At 64.4% G+C, this 20,934-nt stretch carries 18 protein-coding genes; 6 read left to right on the top strand and 12 right to left on the bottom strand.

Annotated features, from left to right (window positions below; translation table 11 throughout):
- Nucleotides 1-150: 150 nt before the first annotated feature.
- The 5 genes from ARADN35_RS0106225 (at nt 151) to ARADN35_RS0106245 (ending at nt 8,350) form a co-directional block, all read left to right on the top strand.
- Entirely contained in the window at nt 151-1,137 is a 987-nt protein-coding gene (locus ARADN35_RS0106225; RefSeq protein WP_010460198.1) for a malate dehydrogenase, read from the top strand.
- Nucleotides 1,138-1,151: 14 nt separating this feature from the next.
- Nucleotides 1,152-2,219 carry an HpcH/HpaI aldolase/citrate lyase family protein gene (locus ARADN35_RS0106230; RefSeq protein ID WP_010460200.1) on the top strand — a complete coding sequence of 356 codons (1,068 nt, stop codon included), beginning with the start codon at nt 1,152-1,154 and terminating at the stop codon, nt 2,217-2,219.
- Nucleotides 2,220-2,251: 32 nt separating this feature from the next.
- Nucleotides 2,252-2,881, top strand: a complete 630-nt coding sequence (locus ARADN35_RS0106235; protein WP_010460202.1) for a hypothetical protein — start codon at nt 2,252-2,254, stop codon at nt 2,879-2,881.
- 127 nt (nt 2,882-3,008) lie between these two features.
- Nucleotides 3,009-5,594, top strand: a complete 2,586-nt coding sequence (gene acnB / locus ARADN35_RS0106240; RefSeq protein ID WP_010460204.1) for a bifunctional aconitate hydratase 2/2-methylisocitrate dehydratase — start codon at nt 3,009-3,011, stop codon at nt 5,592-5,594.
- Nucleotides 5,595-5,785: 191 nt separating this feature from the next.
- Entirely contained in the window at nt 5,786-8,350 is a 2,565-nt protein-coding gene (locus ARADN35_RS0106245) for an ankyrin repeat domain-containing protein (RefSeq protein WP_010460205.1), read from the top strand.
- Nucleotides 8,351-8,516: 166 nt separating this feature from the next.
- Here ARADN35_RS0106245 and ARADN35_RS0106250 read toward each other — a convergent pair whose 3' ends face one another.
- From ARADN35_RS0106250 to cyoA, 7 genes are all read right to left on the bottom strand, one after another.
- Complete coding sequence (locus tag ARADN35_RS0106250; protein WP_010460207.1) at nt 8,517-9,074, bottom strand: response regulator transcription factor; 558 nt, start codon at nt 9,072-9,074, stop codon at nt 8,517-8,519.
- A 4-nt stretch (nt 9,075-9,078) separates the two neighbouring features.
- Nucleotides 9,079-10,407 (bottom strand): ATP-binding protein, encoded by a 1,329-nt coding sequence (locus tag ARADN35_RS0106255; RefSeq protein WP_010460209.1) that lies wholly within the window; start codon nt 10,405-10,407, stop codon nt 9,079-9,081.
- A complete protein-coding gene (locus ARADN35_RS0106260) occupies nt 10,388-11,206 on the bottom strand; it encodes an SURF1 family protein (protein WP_010460210.1) in 819 nt (272 codons plus the stop codon). The genes ARADN35_RS0106255 and ARADN35_RS0106260 overlap by 20 nt, the downstream gene beginning before the upstream one ends.
- Nucleotides 11,207-11,214: 8 nt before the next feature.
- Nucleotides 11,215-11,640: a cytochrome o ubiquinol oxidase subunit IV gene (gene cyoD / locus ARADN35_RS0106265; protein ID WP_010460212.1), complete on the bottom strand. Its 426-nt coding sequence runs from the start codon at nt 11,638-11,640 to the stop codon at nt 11,215-11,217.
- Nucleotides 11,641-12,276: a cytochrome o ubiquinol oxidase subunit III gene (cyoC, locus tag ARADN35_RS0106270; RefSeq protein WP_010460214.1), complete on the bottom strand. Its 636-nt coding sequence runs from the start codon at nt 12,274-12,276 to the stop codon at nt 11,641-11,643.
- Nucleotides 12,269-14,272, bottom strand: a complete 2,004-nt coding sequence (gene cyoB, locus ARADN35_RS0106275) for a cytochrome o ubiquinol oxidase subunit I (RefSeq protein ID WP_010460216.1) — start codon at nt 14,270-14,272, stop codon at nt 12,269-12,271. The genes cyoC and cyoB overlap by 8 nt, the downstream gene beginning before the upstream one ends.
- A gap of 65 nt (nt 14,273-14,337) precedes the next feature.
- Entirely contained in the window at nt 14,338-15,393 is a 1,056-nt protein-coding gene (cyoA, locus tag ARADN35_RS0106280) for a ubiquinol oxidase subunit II (RefSeq protein WP_029413509.1), read from the bottom strand.
- Between the two features lie 250 nt (nt 15,394-15,643).
- Between cyoA and ARADN35_RS0106285 the strand changes: the two genes are divergently transcribed.
- Nucleotides 15,644-16,984: an MFS transporter gene (locus ARADN35_RS0106285; protein ID WP_010460220.1), complete on the top strand. Its 1,341-nt coding sequence runs from the start codon at nt 15,644-15,646 to the stop codon at nt 16,982-16,984.
- 127 nt (nt 16,985-17,111) lie between these two features.
- Here the strand turns inward: ARADN35_RS0106285 and tolA are convergent, their stop codons facing one another.
- The 5 genes from tolA to ARADN35_RS0106310 are packed head-to-tail and all read right to left on the bottom strand — an operon-like array spanning nt 17,112 to nt 20,879.
- The gene (gene tolA, locus ARADN35_RS0106290; protein ID WP_010460221.1) at nt 17,112-18,080 is read right to left on the bottom strand and encodes a cell envelope integrity protein TolA; all 969 of its coding nucleotides are present in this window, start codon (nt 18,078-18,080) and stop codon (nt 17,112-17,114) included.
- Nucleotides 18,081-18,110: 30 nt separating this feature from the next.
- Entirely contained in the window at nt 18,111-18,539 is a 429-nt protein-coding gene (locus tag ARADN35_RS0106295) for an ExbD/TolR family protein (RefSeq protein WP_010460224.1), read from the bottom strand.
- Nucleotides 18,540-18,543: 4 nt separating this feature from the next.
- On the bottom strand, nt 18,544-19,260 hold the full coding sequence (gene tolQ / locus ARADN35_RS0106300; RefSeq protein ID WP_010460227.1) for a protein TolQ: 717 nt from the start codon (nt 19,258-19,260) through the stop codon (nt 18,544-18,546).
- On the bottom strand, nt 19,257-19,676 hold the full coding sequence (ybgC, locus tag ARADN35_RS0106305; RefSeq protein ID WP_010460229.1) for a tol-pal system-associated acyl-CoA thioesterase: 420 nt from the start codon (nt 19,674-19,676) through the stop codon (nt 19,257-19,259). The genes tolQ and ybgC overlap by 4 nt, the downstream gene beginning before the upstream one ends.
- Nucleotides 19,677-19,682: 6 nt before the next feature.
- The gene (locus ARADN35_RS0106310; RefSeq protein WP_010460231.1) at nt 19,683-20,879 is read right to left on the bottom strand and encodes a pyridoxal phosphate-dependent aminotransferase; all 1,197 of its coding nucleotides are present in this window, start codon (nt 20,877-20,879) and stop codon (nt 19,683-19,685) included.
- Nucleotides 20,880-20,934 lie beyond the last annotated feature (55 nt).

Raw genomic sequence — 20,934 nt, forward strand, 5'->3', positions numbered from 1 at the left:
ATCTTATATAAGACATAAGACAAATTGACCGAGGTGCTCAATCAGCGGTACACTCCAAGGCTGTTTTGCGGGGCACGGGCTGCTGGTAACAGGCGCTGGTGCTTGCGTTGCACTCACACCTGTTTTCCTCACTTCCCTGGAGTTTTCACCATGAGCAAGAAGCCTGTTCGCGTCGCCGTCACCGGTGCCGCTGGTCAAATCGGTTACGCCCTGCTGTTCCGCATCGCCTCCGGCGAAATGCTCGGCAAGGACCAGCCCGTCATCCTGCAATTGCTCGAAGTGCCGGTTGAAGGCCCCCAGAAAGCGCTCAAGGGCGTGATGATGGAGCTGGATGACTGTGCATTCCCCCTGCTCGTTGGCATGGAAGCCCACAGCGACCCCATGACCGCGTTCAAGGATGCCGACTATGCCCTGCTGGTGGGTTCGCGCCCACGTGGCCCCGGCATGGAACGCGCCGAGCTGCTGGCCGTCAACGGCGCCATCTTCACGGCACAAGGCAAGGCACTGAACGCCGTGGCCTCGCGCAACGTGAAGGTGCTGGTGGTGGGCAACCCTGCCAACACCAATGCCTACATCGCCATGAAGTCGGCACCTGACCTGCCACGCAAGAACTTCACCGCCATGCTGCGCCTGGACCACAACCGCGCTGCCAGCCAAGTCGCTGCCAAGACCGGCAAGGCCGTGGCCGACATCGAAAAGCTGACCGTCTGGGGCAACCACTCGCCCACGATGTACGCCGACTACCGCTTCGCAACCATCAACGGCGAAAGCGTCGCCAAGATGATCAACGACCAGGAATGGAACGCCAACACCTTCCTGCCCACCGTGGGCAAGCGCGGTGCCGCCATCATCGAAGCCCGTGGCCTGTCTTCGGCTGCCTCGGCTGCCAACGCCGCCATCGACCACATGCGCGACTGGGCCCTGGGCACCAACGGCAAGTGGGTCACCATGGGCATCCCATCGGACGGCCAGTACGGCATTCCGAAGGACACCATGTTCGGTTTCCCTGTCACCTGCGAAAACGGCGAATACAAGATCGTTGAAGGTCTGGAAATCGACGCTTTCTCGCAAGAGCGCATCAACATCACGCTGGCTGAGCTGCAAGGCGAGCAAGACGGCGTCAAGCACCTGCTGTAAGCCAGGTGAGCGCAATGCAGCCGACGCTACAGGCATCGGGCCTTCGGGCCGCCCGGGTCCCCGCGCAGGGGCAGGGCGCTGCGCCACCCCATCCCCGCGATGTGCTGCTGGGCGCCCAGGCGCAGACAGGCTTTCTGCCGGTCTGTGACCACTACAGCGGCGTGGAAGCGCGCATGCGCAAGAGCCTGCAACTGCAGGCCGAAATGATGCAGGAGTTCGGTACCTGCGTCTTTGATGTCACCCTCGATTGTGAAGACGGCGCTCCCGTTGGGCTGGAGTCCGACCACGCGCGGCTGGTTGCCAATCTGGCGCTGGGGGCTGCACCGGGCGCCCGAGTGGCCGCACGGGTCCACGCGGTGGACCACCCGGCTTTTGCCAATGATGTCGCCACGATAGCGGGCGAAGCGGGTCACAGGCTCAGCCACCTCATGGTGCCCAAGGTGGAGTCGGTGGACGATGTGCTGCAGGTGGAACGCGCGCTGGAGCAAGCATCAGCGGGCCAGGTGCCGATCCACGTCCTCATCGAATCCCCTGCGGCGGTGCACCGTGCTTTCGAGATTGCCGCCCACCCCCGTGTGCAGAGCCTGAGTTTTGGCCTCATGGACTTTGTGTCGGCCCATGGTGGCGCCATCCCTGCGCAGGGCATGACTTCGGCGGGACAGTTTTCGCACCCGCTGGTGGTGCGTGCCAAGCTGGAGATTGCTGCCGCCTGCCATGCCCATGGCAAGGTGCCATCGCACTGTGTGGTGACGGAATTTGCCGATACGGCGGCCATGCAAGGCGCTGCCAGCCGGGCCGCGCGCGAGCTGGGCTACACCCGGATGTGGAGCATCCACCCCGCGCAGATCCGACCCATCCTGCAGGCGTTTGCGCCCCAGCAGGATGACATTGAAATTGCTTCAAAAATAATAGCTTTTGCCGCTGATTCTGATTGGGCTCCCATCAGTTTTGAGGGCGCTTTGCATGACCGTGCCAGTTATCGCTTTTACTGGCAGATGCTGGAGCGTGCCCACCGTACCGGGCGCGCACTTCCTCTCGCCGTCCGCCATTGGTTTGGCGCGTCGGCCTCCGTTCCGTTGTGAACATTCCTGAACTCTTCGACGCTGGACCTTCCATGAAATCTTTTATCGCCTCTGCCCTGATGCTGCTGGCTCCGGCCCTTGCCATGGCGCAAACCCCCGCCAAGACCGAACCCAAGGCAGAGACCAAGGCCGCTGCAAAACCTGCGGCGAAGTCCGCCCCAAAGGCTGAAGCGAAGTCTGCCAAGACGGCGGACAAGGCCTCTGCCACCAAAAAATCCACCGAGGCCAAAACGGAAGGCACCAGCAGCCGCACCCAGCTCAAGAGCGCAACCAACCAGGTGGCAGCCGGCATCATCGCCGCAGAGGCTGCTCTTTCGCCTGCTGAGCTGGCCATCGCCGAACGCGTGCATGTGGGCCGCATCCCCTGTGAGCTGGGGGCCTTCGTCACTGTCACGGCCGAGCCCGCAAGCCCCGGTCACTTCCATGTGGAAGGCAAGGGCTTCAAGTATTTCATGGCCCCGGTGACCACCACCACGGGCACGGTGCGCCTGGAGGACCAGAAGGGCGGCGCGGTCTGGCTGCAGATCGCCAACAAGTCCATGTTGATGAACCAAAAGCTGGGCCAGCGCCTGGCCGACGAATGCATGAGCCCGCAGCAACTGGTGGTGGCTGAGGCCATCAAGAAGAACCCGCCTGTGAGCGTGCTGGAACCCCTGAAGTAAGCAGTCGCCTGGCGCGGCACCACCGAAGAAAAAACCGCACAACCTTTGCGCACGCAGGCGGCCCGGCCGTTGAAATCGCCACCGCACTGCGCGCCGCCCCACTTTAGAACGCAACCGGAGAAAAATGATGTTGAAAGCCTACCGTGACCATGTGGCCGAGCGCGCTGCCCTCGGCATTCCACCCCTGCCGTTGAGCGCCAAGCAGACTGCGGAACTGATCGAGCTGCTCAAGAACCCGCCTGCCGGTGAAGAAGCCACGCTGGTGGACCTGATCACGCACCGCGTTCCCGCCGGTGTGGACGACGCCGCCAAGGTCAAGGCCAGCTACCTGGCTTCCGTGGCCCACGGTACCGAGGTGTGCACGCTGATTGGCCGCGAGCGCGCCACGCAGCTGCTGGGCACCATGCTGGGTGGCTACAACCTCACCCCCCTGATCGACTTGCTGGACGATGCGGCCGTGGCCTCTGTCGCCGCCGAAGCGCTCAAGAAGACGCTCCTGATGTTCGATCAGTTCCATGATGTCAAGGAAAAGGCCGACAAGGGCAACACCTTCGCCAAGTCCGTGCTGCAAAGCTGGGCCGATGCCGAGTGGTTCACCAGCCGCCCCGAAGTGCCCCAGAGCATCAAGCTCACCGTGCTCAAGGTCACCGGCGAAACCAACACCGACGACCTGTCGCCCGCCCCCGACGCCTGGAGCCGCCCCGACATCCCGCTGCATGCCCTGGCCATGCTCAAGAACAAGCGCGACGGCATCACCCCCGAAGAAGATGGCAAGCGCGGTCCCGTGAAGTTCATCGAAGACCTGCGTGCCAAGGGCAATCTCGTGGCCTATGTGGGTGACGTGGTTGGTACGGGTTCGAGCCGCAAGTCCGCCACCAACAGTGTGCTGTGGTTCACGGGCGAAGACATCCCGTTCGTGCCCAACAAGCGCTTCGGCGGCGTGTGCCTGGGCAGCAAGATTGCCCCCATCTTCTACAACACCATGGAAGACGCCGGCGCACTGCCCATCGAGCTGGACGTGAGCCAGATGAACATGGGCGACGAGATCGAACTGCTGCCCTACGCTGGCAAGGCGCTCAAGGATGGCAACGTCATCGCCGAATTCGAAGTCAAGAGCGAAGTGCTGTTTGACGAAGTGCGCGCTGGCGGCCGCATTCCGCTGATCATTGGCCGTGGCTTGACCACCAAGGCCCGCGAGGCCCTGGGCCTGCCTCCTTCGACGCTCTTCCGCCTGCCGCAAGTGCCTGCCGCCACCGGCAAGGGCTTCACGCTGGCGCAGAAGATGGTCGGCCGCGCCTGCGGCCTGCCCGAAGGCCTGGGCGTGGTGCCCGGCACGTACTGCGAACCACGCATGACCTCGGTCGGCTCGCAGGACACCACCGGCCCCATGACCCGCGACGAACTGAAGGACCTGGCCTGCCTGGGCTTCAGCTCCGACCTGGTGATGCAGTCCTTCTGCCACACGGCCGCCTACCCCAAGCCCGTGGACGTGAAGATGCACCACGAGCTGCCCGACTTCATCAGCACGCGCGGCGGCATCTCGCTCAAGCCCGGCGACGGCATCATCCACAGCTGGCTCAACCGCATGCTGTTGCCCGACACCGTGGGCACCGGCGGCGACTCGCACACCCGCTTCCCCATTGGCATCAGCTTCCCCGCCGGCTCCGGCCTGGTGGCGTTCGCTGCCGCCACGGGCGTGATGCCCCTCGATATGCCTGAATCGGTGCTGGTGCGCTTCAAGGGCAAGATGCAGCCCGGCGTCACGCTGCGCGACCTGGTGCACGCGATCCCGCTGTACGCCATCAAGGCCGGCCACCTCACCGTGGCCAAGCAGGGCAAGAAGAACATCTTCTCGGGCCGCATCCTGGAAATCGAAGGCCTGCCGGACATGAAGGTCGAGCAGGCGTTCGAGCTGTCCGACGCATCGGCCGAGCGCTCTGCTGCCGGCTGCACCGTGCGCCTGAACAAGGAACCCGTGATCGAGTACATCAACTCGAACATCGTGCTGCTCAAGAACATGATCGCCCAGGGCTATGCTGACCCACGCACCATCGGCCGCCGCATCAAGGCCATGGAAGCCTGGCTGGCCAACCCCCAGCTGCTTGAACCCGATGACAACGCCGACTACGCTGCCATCATCGAGATCGACCTGGCCGAGATCACCGAACCCATCGTCTGCTGCCCCAACGACCCCGATGACGCCAAGACGCTGTCGGACGTGGCCGGTGCCGCGATCGACGAAGTGTTCATCGGTTCGTGCATGACCAACATCGGCCACTTCCGCGCAGCCTCCAAGCTGCTCGAAGGCAAGAAGGACATCCCCGTCAAGCTGTGGATGGCCCCGCCCACGAAGATGGACGCGCACCAGCTCACCGAAGAAGGCCACTATGGCGTGTTCGGCGCGGCCGGTGCTCGCATGGAAATGCCCGGCTGCTCGCTGTGCATGGGCAACCAGGCCCAGGTGAAGGAGGGCGCCACCGTGATGTCCACCAGCACGCGCAACTTCCCCAACCGCTTGGGCAAGAACACCAACGTCTATCTGGGCTCGGCTGAACTCTCGGCCATCTGCTCCAAGCTGGGCCGCATTCCTTCCAAGGAAGAGTACCTGGCCGACATCGGTGTCATCAACCAGAACGGCGACAAGATCTACCAATACCTGAACTTCGACAAGATCGCCGAGTTCAAGGACGTGGCGGATGGCGTGACCGCCTGATCTTTTCCGTGCGGGATTGATCAATCCAGAAAAGCGGCTCCTCGGGGCCGCTTTTTTCATGGTGTTGCACACGCGCCTCGCCGTCTGTCTTGTCACGTCTTTGCTGCGGAAATGACATTTATTTGTCATGCAAATGACATGATTGGCTCCCATGCTTTGCCCATAACAACAAAAGAAATGGAGGGACATCCATGGCAAGAGAGAACAACCCCGAAAAGGCAGACACGTTGGGCAAGCGCTTGGGGATGCTGTTGTTCAGCGCGCTCTTCGCGCTGGCCTTTGGCCTGGGGGGATACTTCGCGGGGCTTCAGCCCCTGGTGCAAACACTCCGTGCGGCGCTGGAGGTGCACAGCTGGCAACCGGTGGTGGCACAGGTGCTGGGCTCCGAGCTCAAGCGCCATACGTCCAGCGATGGCACCACCTACCAGGTGCACGCCCGTTACCGCTACGAATTCGGGGGGCGGCAGTACGAAGGCACCCGGGTGGGACTCGACTCCGAAGTCGGTGCCGACAACATCGGCGACTGGCACCAGCGCTGGCACGGGCTGCTGCAAAGCGCCCAGTCCCGTGGGCAGCCCATCACCATCATGGTCAACCCGCAGGTGCCCTCGCAGGCCCTCATCGACCCGTCCATCCGCTGGGCGCTGCAGATGTTCCGCGTGCCCTTTGCCCTGGTCTTCACCGGCGTGGGGCTGGCGGCGGCCTGGATGTTCCTGCACACCCTGCTGCGCCTGGTAAAGGGGGCGGAAGACGTGGAGGAGGGCGCCTCGCCCACGCCCCAGCCAAAGGCCTCTGCCGGCACCTCGGCGGGCGCCGCCTGGTTTTTCACGCTCTTCTGGTGTGGCATCGCCTTCCCCATGGCTGGCATGCTCTGGACCAGTGGCAGCGCCCCCTGGTACGCCAAGGCCTTCATTTCGATCTTCGTCATGGTTGGCCTGGGGCTGGTGGCCTTGTCGGTGCGCCAGACCCACCTGGCCTGGCGCTATGCCGGTGCGGCCCTCAGCGTGCAGCCCGCACGGCCGCGCGCAGGGCACCCGGTCGAGGTCGCGCTGCTGCTGCCCGAGCGGGCCGCCACCCACCAGCAGGAGCAAAGTCCGCAGCTGCGCCTGGCGCAGTACCGCGTGGACGAGTCAAGCTCGGGCTCGCCCGAGCGCTGCGTGGAATCCTTCACAGAGTCGGCGCGCTTGCAGCCCGCGGCCGATGGGGGGCTGCGGCTGGTGGCACGCTTCGATGTTCCTGCCGATGCCCCCCCGCACGGCGCGCAACGCTCGGGCGAGCGCGTGGACTGGCGCCTGGAGCTGCTGCACAGCCCTGGCGGCACGGCGGAGCTGACCTATGACTTGCCCGTGCAGGCCGCACCGCAAACCTTTGCCAGCGAACTGCCCGACCGCTTTGACCGGCGCGCTGCCTGGAAGCTGGTGACGCCGATTGCACCCCTCAGCGAGCACGGGGAGGAAAGCGAAGACTCGTTGCCTCTGCCCCCTTCTGTCACGCTGCAGGAAGCGCCCCACGCCTGGCACTACGCATTCAGCCAGACCGGCTGGCGCTGGGCCGCTGGCCTGGTGCTCGCTGGGCTGGCGCTGGAGGCCGCCATCAACGGCCGCCTGGGTACCCATGGGCTGGTACTGCCGCGCTCCTTCATGGCGGCTACGGCGTGGTGGGTCTTGGTGGCCTTTGCCCTGCATGCCGCCACACGCCGCTGGGCGCTGTCCGTGCAGGACAACGGCATCACTGTGCACCGGCACTCGTGGCTGTGGACCCGCACCCAGACGCTGCCGGGCCAGGCCAGCCAAAGTTTCGTGCACAAGCTGCTGTACGCGACCGGCAGTGGTGCCAGCGAGCACCCTTATTCCGCGGTGTATGCCCGCGGAGCCGACGGCACTCTTGTGCGGATCACGCCCGGCCTCAGTGGTGGCGGTGCCGCCACCGCCGTGGGCCAATCCATCGCCCAAGCCTGGGCGCACCGCCGGGTCCATTTCAGCCCCGGGGCACAACGGCGCGTGCGGACTGGGCAGTCGCGCCCGGCTTGGGGTGCACTGCTGCTGGCCGCTGTGCTCGCAGGGTGGATTGGGGGGCCACCGCTTGCAGGCCTGGCACGCCCAGCACCGGCCGGGAAAGTGGCTGCGCCCGCTGCCCCAACGCCACCCACCTCTTATTCCGCTTTAGACGGCCCGCTGCTCGACGCACAGAACGCGGATGATGCCCGGGCCCTGAGCGCAGCCCTGGCCGCAGGCGCCAACCCCAACCTGCTCGCACCCAGCGGCTCGTCCCTGCTCATGCTGGCGGCCCATCGGGGGCAACTGGAGCACATCGAACTGCTGCTGCGTGCAGGCGCCCTACCTGACCTGCGCCAGACGCAGAAAGACAGCGAGCGTGGCGACACCGCACTGTTGCGAGCCTTCTACGGCGGCCACCTCGCTGCCGCCCAGCGCCTGGTGCAGGCCGGGGCCAGCCTGGCAGCCCGCAACCGGTGGGACTGGGGGCCGGTGCACATGGCGGCGCAGAGTGGTTGTGTCCCCTGTTTGCAGTGGTTGTCCGAGCAAGGGCAGTCTCTGGACGAGCCCGCGCCCGCAAGCCGGGGCGAGACGCCGGCGATGCTGGCCGCCGCCAAAGGGCGCATCCAGGCCCTGGAGTGGCTGGAGGTGCGGGGCGTAGACCTTTGGCGTCAGGACCCTTACGGCAAGAACGCGCTGGATTGGGCGCGGTTTGGCAAGCAGCAGGACGCGGAGCGCTGGCTGGTGCAGCGCCAGCGCTGACGTGAGCGCTGGCCTCAATCAAAAGGTGGTCGGGGGAGGGTCCCAGGCGGTTGAGTGCCGCTTCTGTGGTGTTTGCTATAAATTAAATAGCAAACAATGATTTCCTTCAAGCGCTGGCGGCCAATTTTGCTTGAAATCCTAGGACTGGCCCGGTTTCGGCAGCCGCCTAGCGGACCTGTTTTTTCTCCAGCTTGCGGGTGAGGGTGCGGCGGTGCATGCCCAGGCGCCTTGCTGCTTCCGAGAGGTTGAAACCGGTTTCGGCCAGCACTTCGTTGATGCGCTCCCATTCCAGCGTCTTGATCGAGCTGGAGCGGTTGGTCAGCTCCACCTCGGTGTTGCCCGCCTTCAGGCCAAACGCGGCCTCGATGTCGTCGGTATTGGACGGCTTGGCGAGGTAGTGGCAGGCGCCCAGTTTCACGGCCTCCACGGCGGTGGCGATGCTGGCAAATCCGGTCAGCACCACGATGAGCATGCCCTCGCTGGCGGCATGCAGCTTCTGCACGCAGGCCAGGCCCGACGCTTCCCCCTTGAGCTTGAGGTCCACCACCGCAAAGCCGGGCGTGTGCTGTGCGAGCAGGGTTTCGACCTCGGGCAGGCTGGCGGCCTGCAGCACGCGGTAGCCACGCCGTTCGAACGAACGGGCGAGCGTGCGGGCAAAGGCCTCGTCGTCTTCCACGATCAGGAGCAGGCGTTGCGCGGGTTCTTCTTCGTCGGTAGGGCTCATGGCGTCAGGCTTTGGCTTCAGGCAGTGTGATCGCCGCCAGCGGCAGCTCGATGGTCACTTCGGCGCCCCCTTCAGGACGGTTGCGCGCCGCCACGCTGCCACCCAGCGTGCGTGCCACGTTGAGCACAAGGTACAGGCCCAGCCCACCCCCGGGGCGGTTTTTGGAGGACTGGTAGGGCGTGCCCAGCTTGGCCAGCATGTCGGGGGCAAAGCCAGGCCCTGCGTCGGTCACCGTGATGCACAGTGCATCGGCGTTGCGGGTGATGGCCAGGCGCACCCAGCCGGGCGAGGCATCGCGTGCATTGTCCAGCACATTGAAAACCATCTGCTGTAGCGTGGTGTCCGACACCATGGGCGTATCCGCGCCGAAGTCGTTGTCGTAGATGAACTGTGGCATCGACCGGGTGCTGTGCCATTCTTCGGCCAGTGCATCGACGAAGGTGCGCACGGTGGTCTGCATGGAGGCTTCGCCACGTGTCTCCCCGGCCGAGAGCAGGATGCCGCTCACGATGCTCTTGCAGCGTTGCACCTGGGCCTGCATTTCGTCGATGTCTTCCTTTAGCGCGGGGTGGGCCGCAAGCTGCTTGTCGTGCTGCCAGTCTCCCAGGATCACGGCCAGCGTGGACAGCGGCGTGCCCAGCTCGTGGGCCGCGCCCGATGCCAGCAGGCCCATGCGCACGATGTGCTCTTCTTCCACGCGGCGCCTGCGTGCTGCGGCCAGGCGCGCATCGCGTTCGCGCAGGTTCAGGTTGATGCGGGTGATGAAGACCACCACCAGCGTGGCGTTGAGCACAAAGCAGACCAGCAACCCGATGACATACAGACTCGACAGCCCCTGGTGCAGGTCTTGCGGCAGCGCGAGGGGCATGTGGTGTGTGGCCAGCACCCCAAAACACAGCAGCGTGATGATCACGATGGACCAGATGTAGGCGCCGCGCAGCAGCACAGCTCCCAGCGTGATCTGCAGCAGGTACAGAAAGACGAACGGATTGCTGGTGCCACCGCTCAGGTACAGCTGCACCGTGAGCACCGCCACATCGATCAGCAAGGCCAGAAACAGCTCAACATTGCGCACCACCACACCGGTGCGCAGCCGCAGCAGGCTCACCACGTTGAACACCGCCAGGCAGCCCACCACCAGCAGCATCTCGCGCACGGGCAGCGTGAGGTTCAGGCTGTAGTGCGCCATCTCGATGGTGAACACCTGCCCGACGACGGCAATCCAGCGCAGTTCAATCAGCTGCTGCAGGTTCTTGATGCCTGCGGCGGCGTCGGCCGAGCGCGTGTTGCGCTGCGGTAGGGCTGCAGCGGTATCAGGGCGAAGGGTGGTCATCGGAGGTGGTGGTGTGGCCGGCAAGGCCGCGCAGGCGGCGCTCGTAGCGTGCCACATACCAGCCAGCGCCGGCAACCATGAGGGCGAGGCCATACCAGGTCAGCGCATACACGAGGTGGCTGTTGTGAAAACGGACCACGGTCATGCCGGCACGGGGCCACTTTGAGTCCGGTGCCGCGCTGTCCGTCGCCGTGCCTGTGGGGCCCGGAAGGCCCGCATCCACGAAGAAGGGCGCAGCCTGGGGCAGCTTCAGTGCCTGGCCAATGGCCGCTACATCGCGCGAATACCAGCGCTGTTGCAGGGGGTCGTTGCTCCGCAGAAATCCGCCTCCTGGCTCCGTCATGCGCAGCAAGCCCTGCACCGTGGTGGATCCGGGCACCGAAGTGGGCGGGGGCGCGGCAAGCCACTGTGCGCGCTGGTCCTGGGGCACGAAACCACGGTTCACCAGCACCTGGCTTCCGTCATCCTGCTGCAGGGGGGTCATGACCCAGAAGCCCGCTCCCAGCTCGGTCACAGCCTGGGTGAGCACGGTCTTGTCGCCCAGCCATTGGCCGTGCAGGGTGACGGGCAGGTATTCATGATCGGCGGCATTCACCCCGGGCCAGTCTTGGGAGGTGGGCGAGGGAGTGGGGGCTGCGTGCACACGCTGCTCGACGCGCTCCATCAGGGTGAGCTTCCACGTGCGGCGCTGAACCTGCCAGGTGCCCAGCGCCAGGAATCCCAGAAACAAAGCGATGCCCACCAGCGCGAGCACCGCCTGGCGCAGCCGCCGGGCCGTGGCGCCCGGGGCAGGGAGCATGCCAGGTGTCAAGGCCTGGAGTGCCCCGGCGCTTCATGCGCCGGGGGCGTGGGTGTGGGATGCTCGGGCATCATGTTCGCGTTCATGTGGAACATGACCCACAGCGTGCCGCTGATGGCGATGGCCACAAACACCACGGTGAAGATGGTGGACAGCAGGGTCCAGCCGCCTTCGGCTTTGCCGTTCATGTGCAGGAAACACACCATGTGCACCAGGATCTGGATCACGGCGAAACCGCCCAGCACCAGCACGGCGGTGTTGCGGTCGGCGATCACCTTGGCCATGACCAGCCAGAACGGGATGGCCGTAAGGATGATCGAGAGCACGAAGCCAACCATGTAGCCCGAGAAGGTGCTGTGTGGGCCGTCATCACCGTGGTGATCGTCGCCATGCCCATGGGCATCGTGTGCGTGTGTTGTGTGTTGTGCGCTCATTTACAGCACCCCCATCAGGTACACGAAAGTGAAGACACCGATCCAGACCACGTCCAGAAAATGCCAGAACATCGACAGGCACATCAGCCGGCGCGTGTTGGCAGGGATCAGGCCGTGTTTGCCGATCTGCACCATCAGCACCACCAGCCAGATCAGGCCGAAAGTGACGTGCAGCCCGTGGGTGCCCACCAGCGTGAAAAAGGCCGACAGGAAGGCGCTGCGCTGGGGCGTGGCGCCCTGGTGGATGAGGTGGGCGAACTCATAGAGTTCGAGGCCCAGGAAGCACAGGCCGAAGAAGCCTGTGACGGCCAGCCACAGCAGCGTGCCTTTCACATCCTTTTGCTGCTTGCGGAGCATGGCAAAGCCGAAGGTGATGGACGACAGCAGCAGGAAGGCCGTGTTGACGGCCACCAGCGTCAGATCGAACAGCTGAGCGCCGGTGGGGCCGGCCGCATAGCTGCGGCCCAGCACGCCGTAGGTGGCAAACAGGGCGGCGAAGATGAGGCAGTCGCTCATCAGGTACAGCCAGAAGCCCAGGGCGGTGCCGTTTTCGGGATGGGGCTCGTGCGCGAGGTGGTAGTCGCGCGGGGCCGGGGCGCTTGCGGCGGCGCCAGCGTTGAGGCGGAGTTCAGACATGGCGGGCCAATTGGAGTGTGCGGGCTTTTTCTGTGGCAATCACGTCGGATGCCGGGATGTAGAAGTCACGCTTGTAGTTGAACGTGTGGATGATCGAGGCCAGCAGCAGCATCGCAAACGACACGCCCGCGAGCAGCCACATGTGCCAGATCAGTGCAAAGCCGAAGGCCAGCGACAGGGCCGAGATCACGGCGCCCGAGCCAGTGTTGGCGGGCATGTGGATGGGCGCAAAGCCGGTGAGTGGGCGCTGGTAGCCGTGCTTCTTCATGTCCCACCACGCATCGATCTCGTGCACCACGGGGGTGAAGGCGAAGTTGTAGTCAGGCGGTGGCGACGAGGTGGCCCACTCCAGCGTGCGCGCATCCCACGGGTCGCCCGTGTGGTCGCGCAGCTGGTCGCGCTTGAGGTAGCTCACCACAATCTGGATCAGGAAGCAGGCAATGCCCGCAGCAATCATCGCGGCGCCGATGGCGGCGATCACGAACCAGATCTGGAGGGACTGGTCTTCAAAGTGGTTGGCACGGCGCGTGACGCCCATCAGGCCCAGCACATACAACGGGCCGAACGCCACCCAGAAACCTACCACCCACAGCCAGAAGGAGCGCACGCCCCAGGTGCGGTCGAGCTTGTAGCCAAAAGCCTTGGGGTACCAGTAGTTGATGCCGGCAAACAGGCCGAACAGCACGCCGCCGATGATCACGTTGTGGAAGTGGGCGATCAGGAACAGGCTGTTGTGCAGCACGAAGTCGGCCGGGGGCACGGCCAGCAGCACGCCGGTCATGCCACCGATGGCAAAGGTCACCATGAAGGCCACGGTCCACATCATGGGCAGCTCGAAACGGATGCGGCCCTTGTACATGGTGAACAGCCAGTTGAAGATCTTCGCGCCCGTGGGGATCGAGATGATCATCGTCGTGATGCCGAAGAAGGTGTTCACGCTCGCGCCCGAGCCCATCGTGAAGAAGTGGTGCAGCCACACCAGGTACGACAGGATGGTGATCACCACCGTGGCGTAGACCATCGAGGTGTAGCCGAACAGGCGCTTCTTGCAGAACGTGGCCACCACTTCGGAGAAGATGCCGAAGCAGGGCAGGATCAGGATGTACACCTCGGGGTGGCCCCAGATCCAGATCAGGTTCACGTACAGCATGGCGTTGCCGCCCAGGTCGTTCGTGAAGAAGTTGGTGCCAACATAGCGGTCCAGCGACATCAGCACCAGCGCGGCCGTGAGCACGGGGAACGAGGCCACGATCAGCGCGTTGGTGCACAGGGCGGTCCAGGTGAAGACGGGCATCCTCATCAGGTTCATGCCGGGTGCGCGCATCTTGATGATGGTGACGATCAGGTTGATGCCCGAGAGCGTGGTGCCCACCCCCGCAATCTGCAGGGCCCAGATGTAGTAATCGAGCCCCACGCCGGGGTCTTGCGCCCCCAGGTTGGACAAGGCCAGCCAGCCGGAGGTGGAGAACTCGCCCAGGAAGAGCGACACCATCACCAGGATGGCACCGGCTGTGGTCATCCAGAAGCTGAAGTTGTTGAGGAACGGGAAGGACACGTCGCGCGCGCCGATCTGCAGCGGCACGAGGTAGTTCATCAGGCCCGTGACCAGCGGCATGGCCACGAAGAAGATCATGATCACGCCATGGGCGGTGAAAATCTGGTCATAGTGGTGGGGCGGCAGATAGCCCATGTTGTCGCCAAAGGCCATGGCCTGCTGCAGGCGCATCATCACGGCGTCGGCAAAGCCGCGCAGCAGCATCACCAGCCCCAGGATCATGTACATGATCCCGATCTTCTTGTGGTCGATGCTGCAGATCCAGTCGCGCCACAGGGTGCCCCACAGGCGGAACTTGGTGATGGAGGCCATCACGGCCAGGCCACCCAGCACAGTGGCGATAAAGGTCCACAACACGATGGGCTCGTGTGCCATCGGTATGGAATCCCAGGTGATTCGGCCCAGGGCCCAATGGGGTGCGGTAACAGGTGCGGAGGACATAAGGAGTCTCTTTGATATGCCGGTGCCCGCGTGCGCGGCTGCCGGCATGGCAGGTCAAGGGCGGATCATTGGGCGGAGTTGGCGCGCGGCGCGTGGCGTGCTTCCAGGCTCGCCACCACCTGGGCGGCGTTCTGCGAGGTGCACACGTCCTGCGGCAGGTTCAGGCCCACAGCGCGCACATAGGCGTCGCCACCGTTCTCGTCGATGGCCATCATGTGGTGCATGCACATCTTGCCGTCCTCGACGCAGCGGTTCAGCACCTTGTCGTACAGGCCGTCTTCCACGCTGGCAAAGCGCTGCACGGGGTCCCGCTCGCTGGGCTTGGCCAGATCCATGTAGGTTTTGCGCGTGAGTGGCTTGCCTTCGGACTTGTTTCTGGCCACCCACTGCTCGAAGTCGCCCTGGCTTAGGCCGTGGAACTTGAAGGTCATGCCCGAGAAGCCCGTGCCGCTGTAGTGCGAGGACATTCCCTTGTACACGCCTGGTTGGTTGATCACGGCGTTCAGCTCGGTCTGCATGCCGGGCATCGCGTAGATCATGCCCGCCAGGTCCGGCACGTAGAACGCGTTCATCGTGGACGTGGCCGTGAGCTTGAACAGGATGGGGCGGTCGATCGGCGCGGCCAGTTCATTCACCGTGGCAATGCCCAGTTCGGGGTAGAAGAACAGCCACTTCCAGTCCATGGCCACCACCTGCACCTCCAGGGGAGTGGATTGGGCGTCCAGCGGTTTGGTGGCCGAGATGCGGTCCAGGGGGCGGTAGGGGTCGAGCTTGTGGGTGCCGATCCAGGTCAGTGCGCCCAGGGCGATGATGATCAAGAGCGGCACGGTCCAGATCACCAGCTCCAGCGTGGTGGAATGGTGCCAGTCGGGGTCGTAGTCGGCCTCGGTGTTGGCGGTGTTGTTCTGGCGGTATTTCCAGGCAAACCACAGGGTGAGAGCGATCACCGGCACGATGATGATCAGCATCAGCAGCGTGGCCTGGATGACCATGTGCCCTTGCTGGGCAGCGATGTCGCCGGCAGGATTGAGGACGACCGCCTTGCTGCAGCCGGCCAGGCTGCCCAGGGCAGCCATGGCGGCGAGCCAGGCAGGCACGCGGGGTAAAGGTAGTTTGGACATGGGGCAGGCGCAACCGAGGCGTTTAAGGGTAAACGCGGATAACGAAGTGCCGTCGAATGTAATAGCTCTAGCTTTTTTGTACATTGGACATTTTGTCCAAGGTCAACAATAGGTGCCCCATTTCGGTGCGCCTTCTCTTTTTGGTTCGGCGCCGTCCTGCATGCGCCATAGTGAAACTGCACTTGTCCCGAATCAAACTTGCGTGTAGAACCAGAATGTCTTATCCAAACAACGACAAGGAGCCCTGTTCATGAGCAGCCCCGCCTCTGCCACTTACCCTGCGGCCGGCTTTGAAGAAAGCCCCGCCTCTCTCTCGCGGGCTGATACCCATGAAGACGTGACCCCCAGCGAAATTGCGGTGGGTGTGATCATCGGACGGTCGTCCGAGTACTTCGATTTCTTCGTATTCGGGATCGCCTGCGTTCTCGTCTTCCCGCCTTTCCTGTTTCCGTTCCTGTCGCGCCTGGATGGCACGCTGATGTCGTTTGCGCTGTTGGCCGTTGCGTTTGTGGTCCGGCCCGTCGGCACGGCCATTTCCATGGCCATCCAGCGGCGCTGGGGCCGGGGCACCAAGCTGACCATTGCACTGTTCCTGTTGGGCGTGTGCACGGTCGGGATGGCGTTTTTGCCGGGCTACAAGGATGCTGGCCTGACCGCCGTGGTGGCGCTGCTGATTCTGCGCATTGGCCAGGGTCTGGCGCTCGGCGGCTCGTGGGACGGCCTGCCGTCGCTGCTGGCCATGTCGGCGCCCAAGGAACGCCGGGGCTGGTTTGCCATGATCGGGCAGCTGGGTGCGCCCGTCGGGTTTGTGCTGGCGGCGGGTCTGTTTGCCTATCTGTACAGCAGCCTCAGCGTGCAGGAATTTCTGGCCTGGGGCTGGCGCTATCCCTTTTTCGTGGCTTTTGCCGTGAACGTGGTGGCCCTGTTTGCCCGCCTGCGCCTGGTGGTGGGGCAGTCGTACGCCGAACTGCTGCAAGACCGTGAGCTGCAGCCTGTGCCCGTCAGCCGCGTGATGCGCGACGAAGGCAGCAATGTGCTGCTGGGTGCTTTTGCCGCGCTGGCCAGCTTTGCGCTGTTCCACCTGGTCACGGTGTTCCCGCTGTCGTGGATCACCCTGTACTCGGACCAGCCGGTGACCCAGATTCTGGGCGTGCAGATCGTGGGTGCCTTCCTAGCGGCCGGGGCCATCATGGTCTCGGGCTGGCTGTCAGACCACCTGGGCCGCCGCAAGCTGCTGGGCGGCATGGCGGTGCTGATCGGTGTGTTCAGTTTCATGGCCCCCGTGCTGCTCAACTCCGGTGAGGTGGGCAGCACCATGTTCCTGCTGCTGGGCTTTGTGCTGCTGGGGCTGTCGTACGGCCAGGCGTCTGGCACGGTCACGGCCAACTTTTCTCCCCAATACCGCTACACGGGCGCCGCCTTGTCGGCCGACCTGGCCTGGATCATTGGCGCTGCTTTTGCGCCCCTTGTCGCCCTGTACCTGTCGGCCCAGTTTGGATTGCTGGCCGTGACGGTGTACCTGCTGTCGGGTGTGGCCTGCACTCTTGGAGCGCTGAATTTGAACCGGCGCATGGAGCGCCGCGACCGGTAGGGGGGCAGATGTTATGCTATTAAATACATAGCTATCTGCGCTTGACTATCAAGCGCTAGAGGTCAAAAAAAGCCCAAAAAAGCGCCCGGTACTTCCGGGCGCTTTTTTTCGGGGCTTTGAACAGGCTCTAGTCCTGTGGCCTGAAACCAATGGTCAGGGAAGACGGCACGCGTCCATCCACATCGCGCGGCAGGGTCTCGGTCTTGTCCAGCGCGCGCAGCACGGCCTCGTCCCAGGCCTTGTTGCCGCTCGACTGCACGAGCCGTTTGCCCACGATGGTGCCGTCGGGCGAGAGGCGCACTTCCACCTCGGCACGCGGGTTGCCCGAGATCGCGTCGGGGTACACGATGTTGGGCTTGACCTTGGCCGCTACCTTGCCGCCGTAGCCGCCTGACGGGCCTGCACTGCGCTGGGCTGTGCCCGTGGCGGTTTCTCCCCCCGTCGCCCCTGCCATGCCCTGGATGCGGCGCAGGTTGGCTTCGCGCTGTTCTGCCAGCTGTTTGGCGTCGGCTTCGGATTTGCGCTTGGCGGCGTCGTCCGCCTTGCGCTTGTCTTCGGCCAGCTTCTTTTGCTTGTCCTGCTCGGCTTTCTTCTGCTCGGCCAGCTGTTTTTCGCGCTGTTCCTTTTCCTTGTCTTTTTCCTTTTGCAGGCGCTCTTTCTTCTCCTGCTCCAGGCGGTCGCGGCGCTCGTCTTCCTTGCGTTCGCGTTCACGCTTGTCGCGCTCTTGCTGCTGTTCGCGCGCCTTCTTTTCCTGTTCCAGGCGCTTTTTCTCGCGTTCGATGGCGATGTCGGCCTCGCGGGTGTCGGGCGGTTCCACAGCGCGCGGGGGCGGTGGTGGGGGCGGAGCAGGCGGACGCACTTCCGGTGGGGCGGGCGGTGGGGGCGGGGGCTCAACGGCACGCGCCGCCGCCTGCTGGGGCACCGCTGCCCACAGTTCGGCTTCCACCGCAGGCTGGTCGGCGCTGTTCTTCCAGTTCACGCCCCAGGTGAGTGCGCCGATGAGCACGACATGCACGAGCACCGCCAGCGTGATGGCACGCAAGCGTGCCGGGGGCCGGGGCGGGGAAAACTGGTCGCGGTCGTTGTGGGCGTGCATGGGCGTGAGAGCGGCTGGCGAGAGTTCGGTTCAACCGCCCTGTTTGACGGAAAGCCCTACGCGTTGCACACCCGCCTTTTGCAAGGCATCCATGGCCTTCACCACGTTTTCGTACTGCACGCCCTTGTCGGCGCTGATGACCACCGCACTGGCGCTGTCGGCCCCCTGGGCCTTCTGCCAACGGCTGGCGGCATCACCGATCTCGCGCTGGTTCAGGCTGCGTGTGGCTTCGGGCGTCTTGAACTGCAGCGATCCGTCCTTGTTGACGATGACCTGGGCCACCACCTTGGGCATGTTCTTGCCTTTGCCCACGCTGGGCACATCGACAACGCCCGGCGTCAGCATGGGCGCCGTCACCATGAAGATGATGAGCAGCACCAGCATGACGTCGATGAACGGGACCATGTTGATCTCGTTGATGGTGCGGCGGCCTCGGCCGCGGGATGCCATGGCGGGCATGGTGTCAGTGCCCCGAGGCCGTGTGGCCGGTGGTGGGCGCTGGCTGGGCGCCCAGGTTGCGCTGAAGAATGTTGGAGAACTCTTCGATGAAGGTCTCCTGGTGCGTGGCCACCCTGTCAATGTCGCGGGCAAAGCGGTTGTAGGCGATCACGGCCGGGATGGCCGCGAACAGGCCAATGGCGGTGGCCACCAGGGCTTCCGCGATGCCGGGGGCCACCGTGGCCAGCGTGACCTGCTCCATGCCCGCAAAGCCGGTGAACGCATGCATGATGCCCCACACGGTGCCAAACAGGCCCACATACGGCGAGACCGAGCCCACCGAAGCCAGGAACGACAGGCTCGACTCCACCACATCCATCTCGCGCTGGAAGCTCGCGCGCATGGCGCGGCGTGCGCCGTCGAGCAGGGTGCCGGGGTCCACGATGCGGCGCTCACGCAGTTTTTGGTATTCACGCATGCCGCTGGCGAAGATGCGCTCCATGGGGCCTGCCTGCCTGGAGTTTTGTGCGGCACTGGCGTACAGGTCATTGAGGCTGGTGCCGGACCAGAACTCGCGCTCGAAGTCTTCGTTCAAGGTCTTGACGCGCTTGAGCGAAAACAGCTTGCGGAAGATGGCGGCCCAGCTGGCGACCGATACGCCGAGCAACAGCAGCATGACGAGTTGCACCACCCAGCTGGCGTGCAGCACCAGGGAGATGATGGACATGTTTTGGGAGTTCATGGTGTGAGTTGTTCCAGGAGGGGGCTCGGAATTCTTGCGGGGCGCATGGTGGCGGCATCGACCCATCCGATGCGGATGGTGCCTTCGGTCAGCAGCAACGGGGCTTGTTCGGTCATCTGCTCTGGTTTCAGGAGCGCACGCTGCACTATTGTCAACGATGCGCGGCCGGTGGCCTGCAGGGCTGCGGTAACAATCAGTTCATCGTCCAGCCGTGCGGGGCGGTGGTAGCGCAGCTGCGCATCGGTTACGACAAACATGCCGCCGGTTTGTTCCTTGAGCCGCTGTTGCCCCACGCCCAGCGAGCGCAGCCATTCAGTGCGCGCACGCTCAAAGAACTTGAGGTAGTTGGCATAGAACACGATGCCACCGGCATCGGTGTCCTCCCAGTAGACGCGAATCGGGAACTCGAACGCCATCGCGCGTTACCCCAGCACGCTGCGCAGCCGCGCCACCGACTCCTGCAGCTGCGCCATGGAATTGGCGGTGGAAAAACGGACAAAGCGTTCCGGCTCGGCGGTGCCAAAGTCGCGCCCTGGCGTTACCGCGATGTGCGCGCGGCGCATCAGCTCAAACGCAAAGTCCCAGCTGCAGTTCTTGCCAGAGGCGACGCCCAGGCGCTCGGCGGCTTGCGTGCAGTCCGCCCAGGCGTAGAAGGCCCCGTCGGGCATCACCGGCACTGAAAGGCCCAGCGATTGCAGGGCCGGGATGAAGTAGTCGCGCCGCGCCTTGAATTCGGCGCGGCGGCGTTCGTATTCGGCAATGCTCTCGGCCTCGAAGCAGGCCAGCGCCGCGTGTTGCGACACGGTGCTGGCGCAAATGAACAGGTTTTGTGCCAGCCGTTCGACCACCGGCACCATGGCCTCTGGCACCACCATCCAGCCCAGGCGCCAGCCGGTCATGTTGAAGTACTTGCTGAAGCTGTTGATGCTGATGATGTTCTCATCGATGGCCAGCGCCGTGTGGCCAAACTCTTCCTCGTACGACAGGCCCAGGTAGATCTCGTCGATCATCGTGATGCCGTCGTGTGCGCGCACCACCTCATGGATGCGGCGCAGCTCATCGGGCGCAATCGAGGTGCCCGTGGGGTTGGAGGGCGAGGCCAGCAACACCCCCCGCGTCTTCTCGCCCCAGGCCGCGCGCACCTTGTCGGCGCTCAGCTGGTAGCGCTCGGCCGCCGTGGTGGGCAGCAGCACGGCCTTGCCTTCTGCGGCGCTCACGAAATGGCGGTTGCAGGGGTAGCTCGGGTCGGGCATCAGGATCTCGTCGCCCGACTCGATGAGCGCGAGGCATGCGAGTTGCAGCGCGGCCGATGCGCCGGCCGTCACCACGATGCGGCGTGCGGGCACGTTCACGCCAAAGCGGCTCTGGTACCAGCCGCTGATGCGCTCGCGCAAGGCGTCCAGGCCCAATGCATTGGTGTATTGCGTGGCGCCGCTGTGCACGGCGCGGGCTGCGGCCTCCTGCACCAGCGGCGGGGCGGTGAAGTCCGGCTCGCCGATGTTCAGAAAAATCATCGGTTCGCGCGTGCCTGCCACCTCGCGGGCCAGGGCCTGCGCGGCCTTGGCCACTTCCATCACGTAGAACGGTTCGATGCGCTCGGCGCGCGTGGAAAACTTCATGGGAAGGTGTCCTGCCCGAGCGGGTCGGGTGTTGCTCGGAAACTCAAGGGGGAGG

Origin of the sequence: Acidovorax radicis N35 (assembly GCF_000204195.1) — a bacterium.
GTDB classification, from domain to species: domain Bacteria; phylum Pseudomonadota; class Gammaproteobacteria; order Burkholderiales; family Burkholderiaceae_C; genus Acidovorax; species Acidovorax radicis.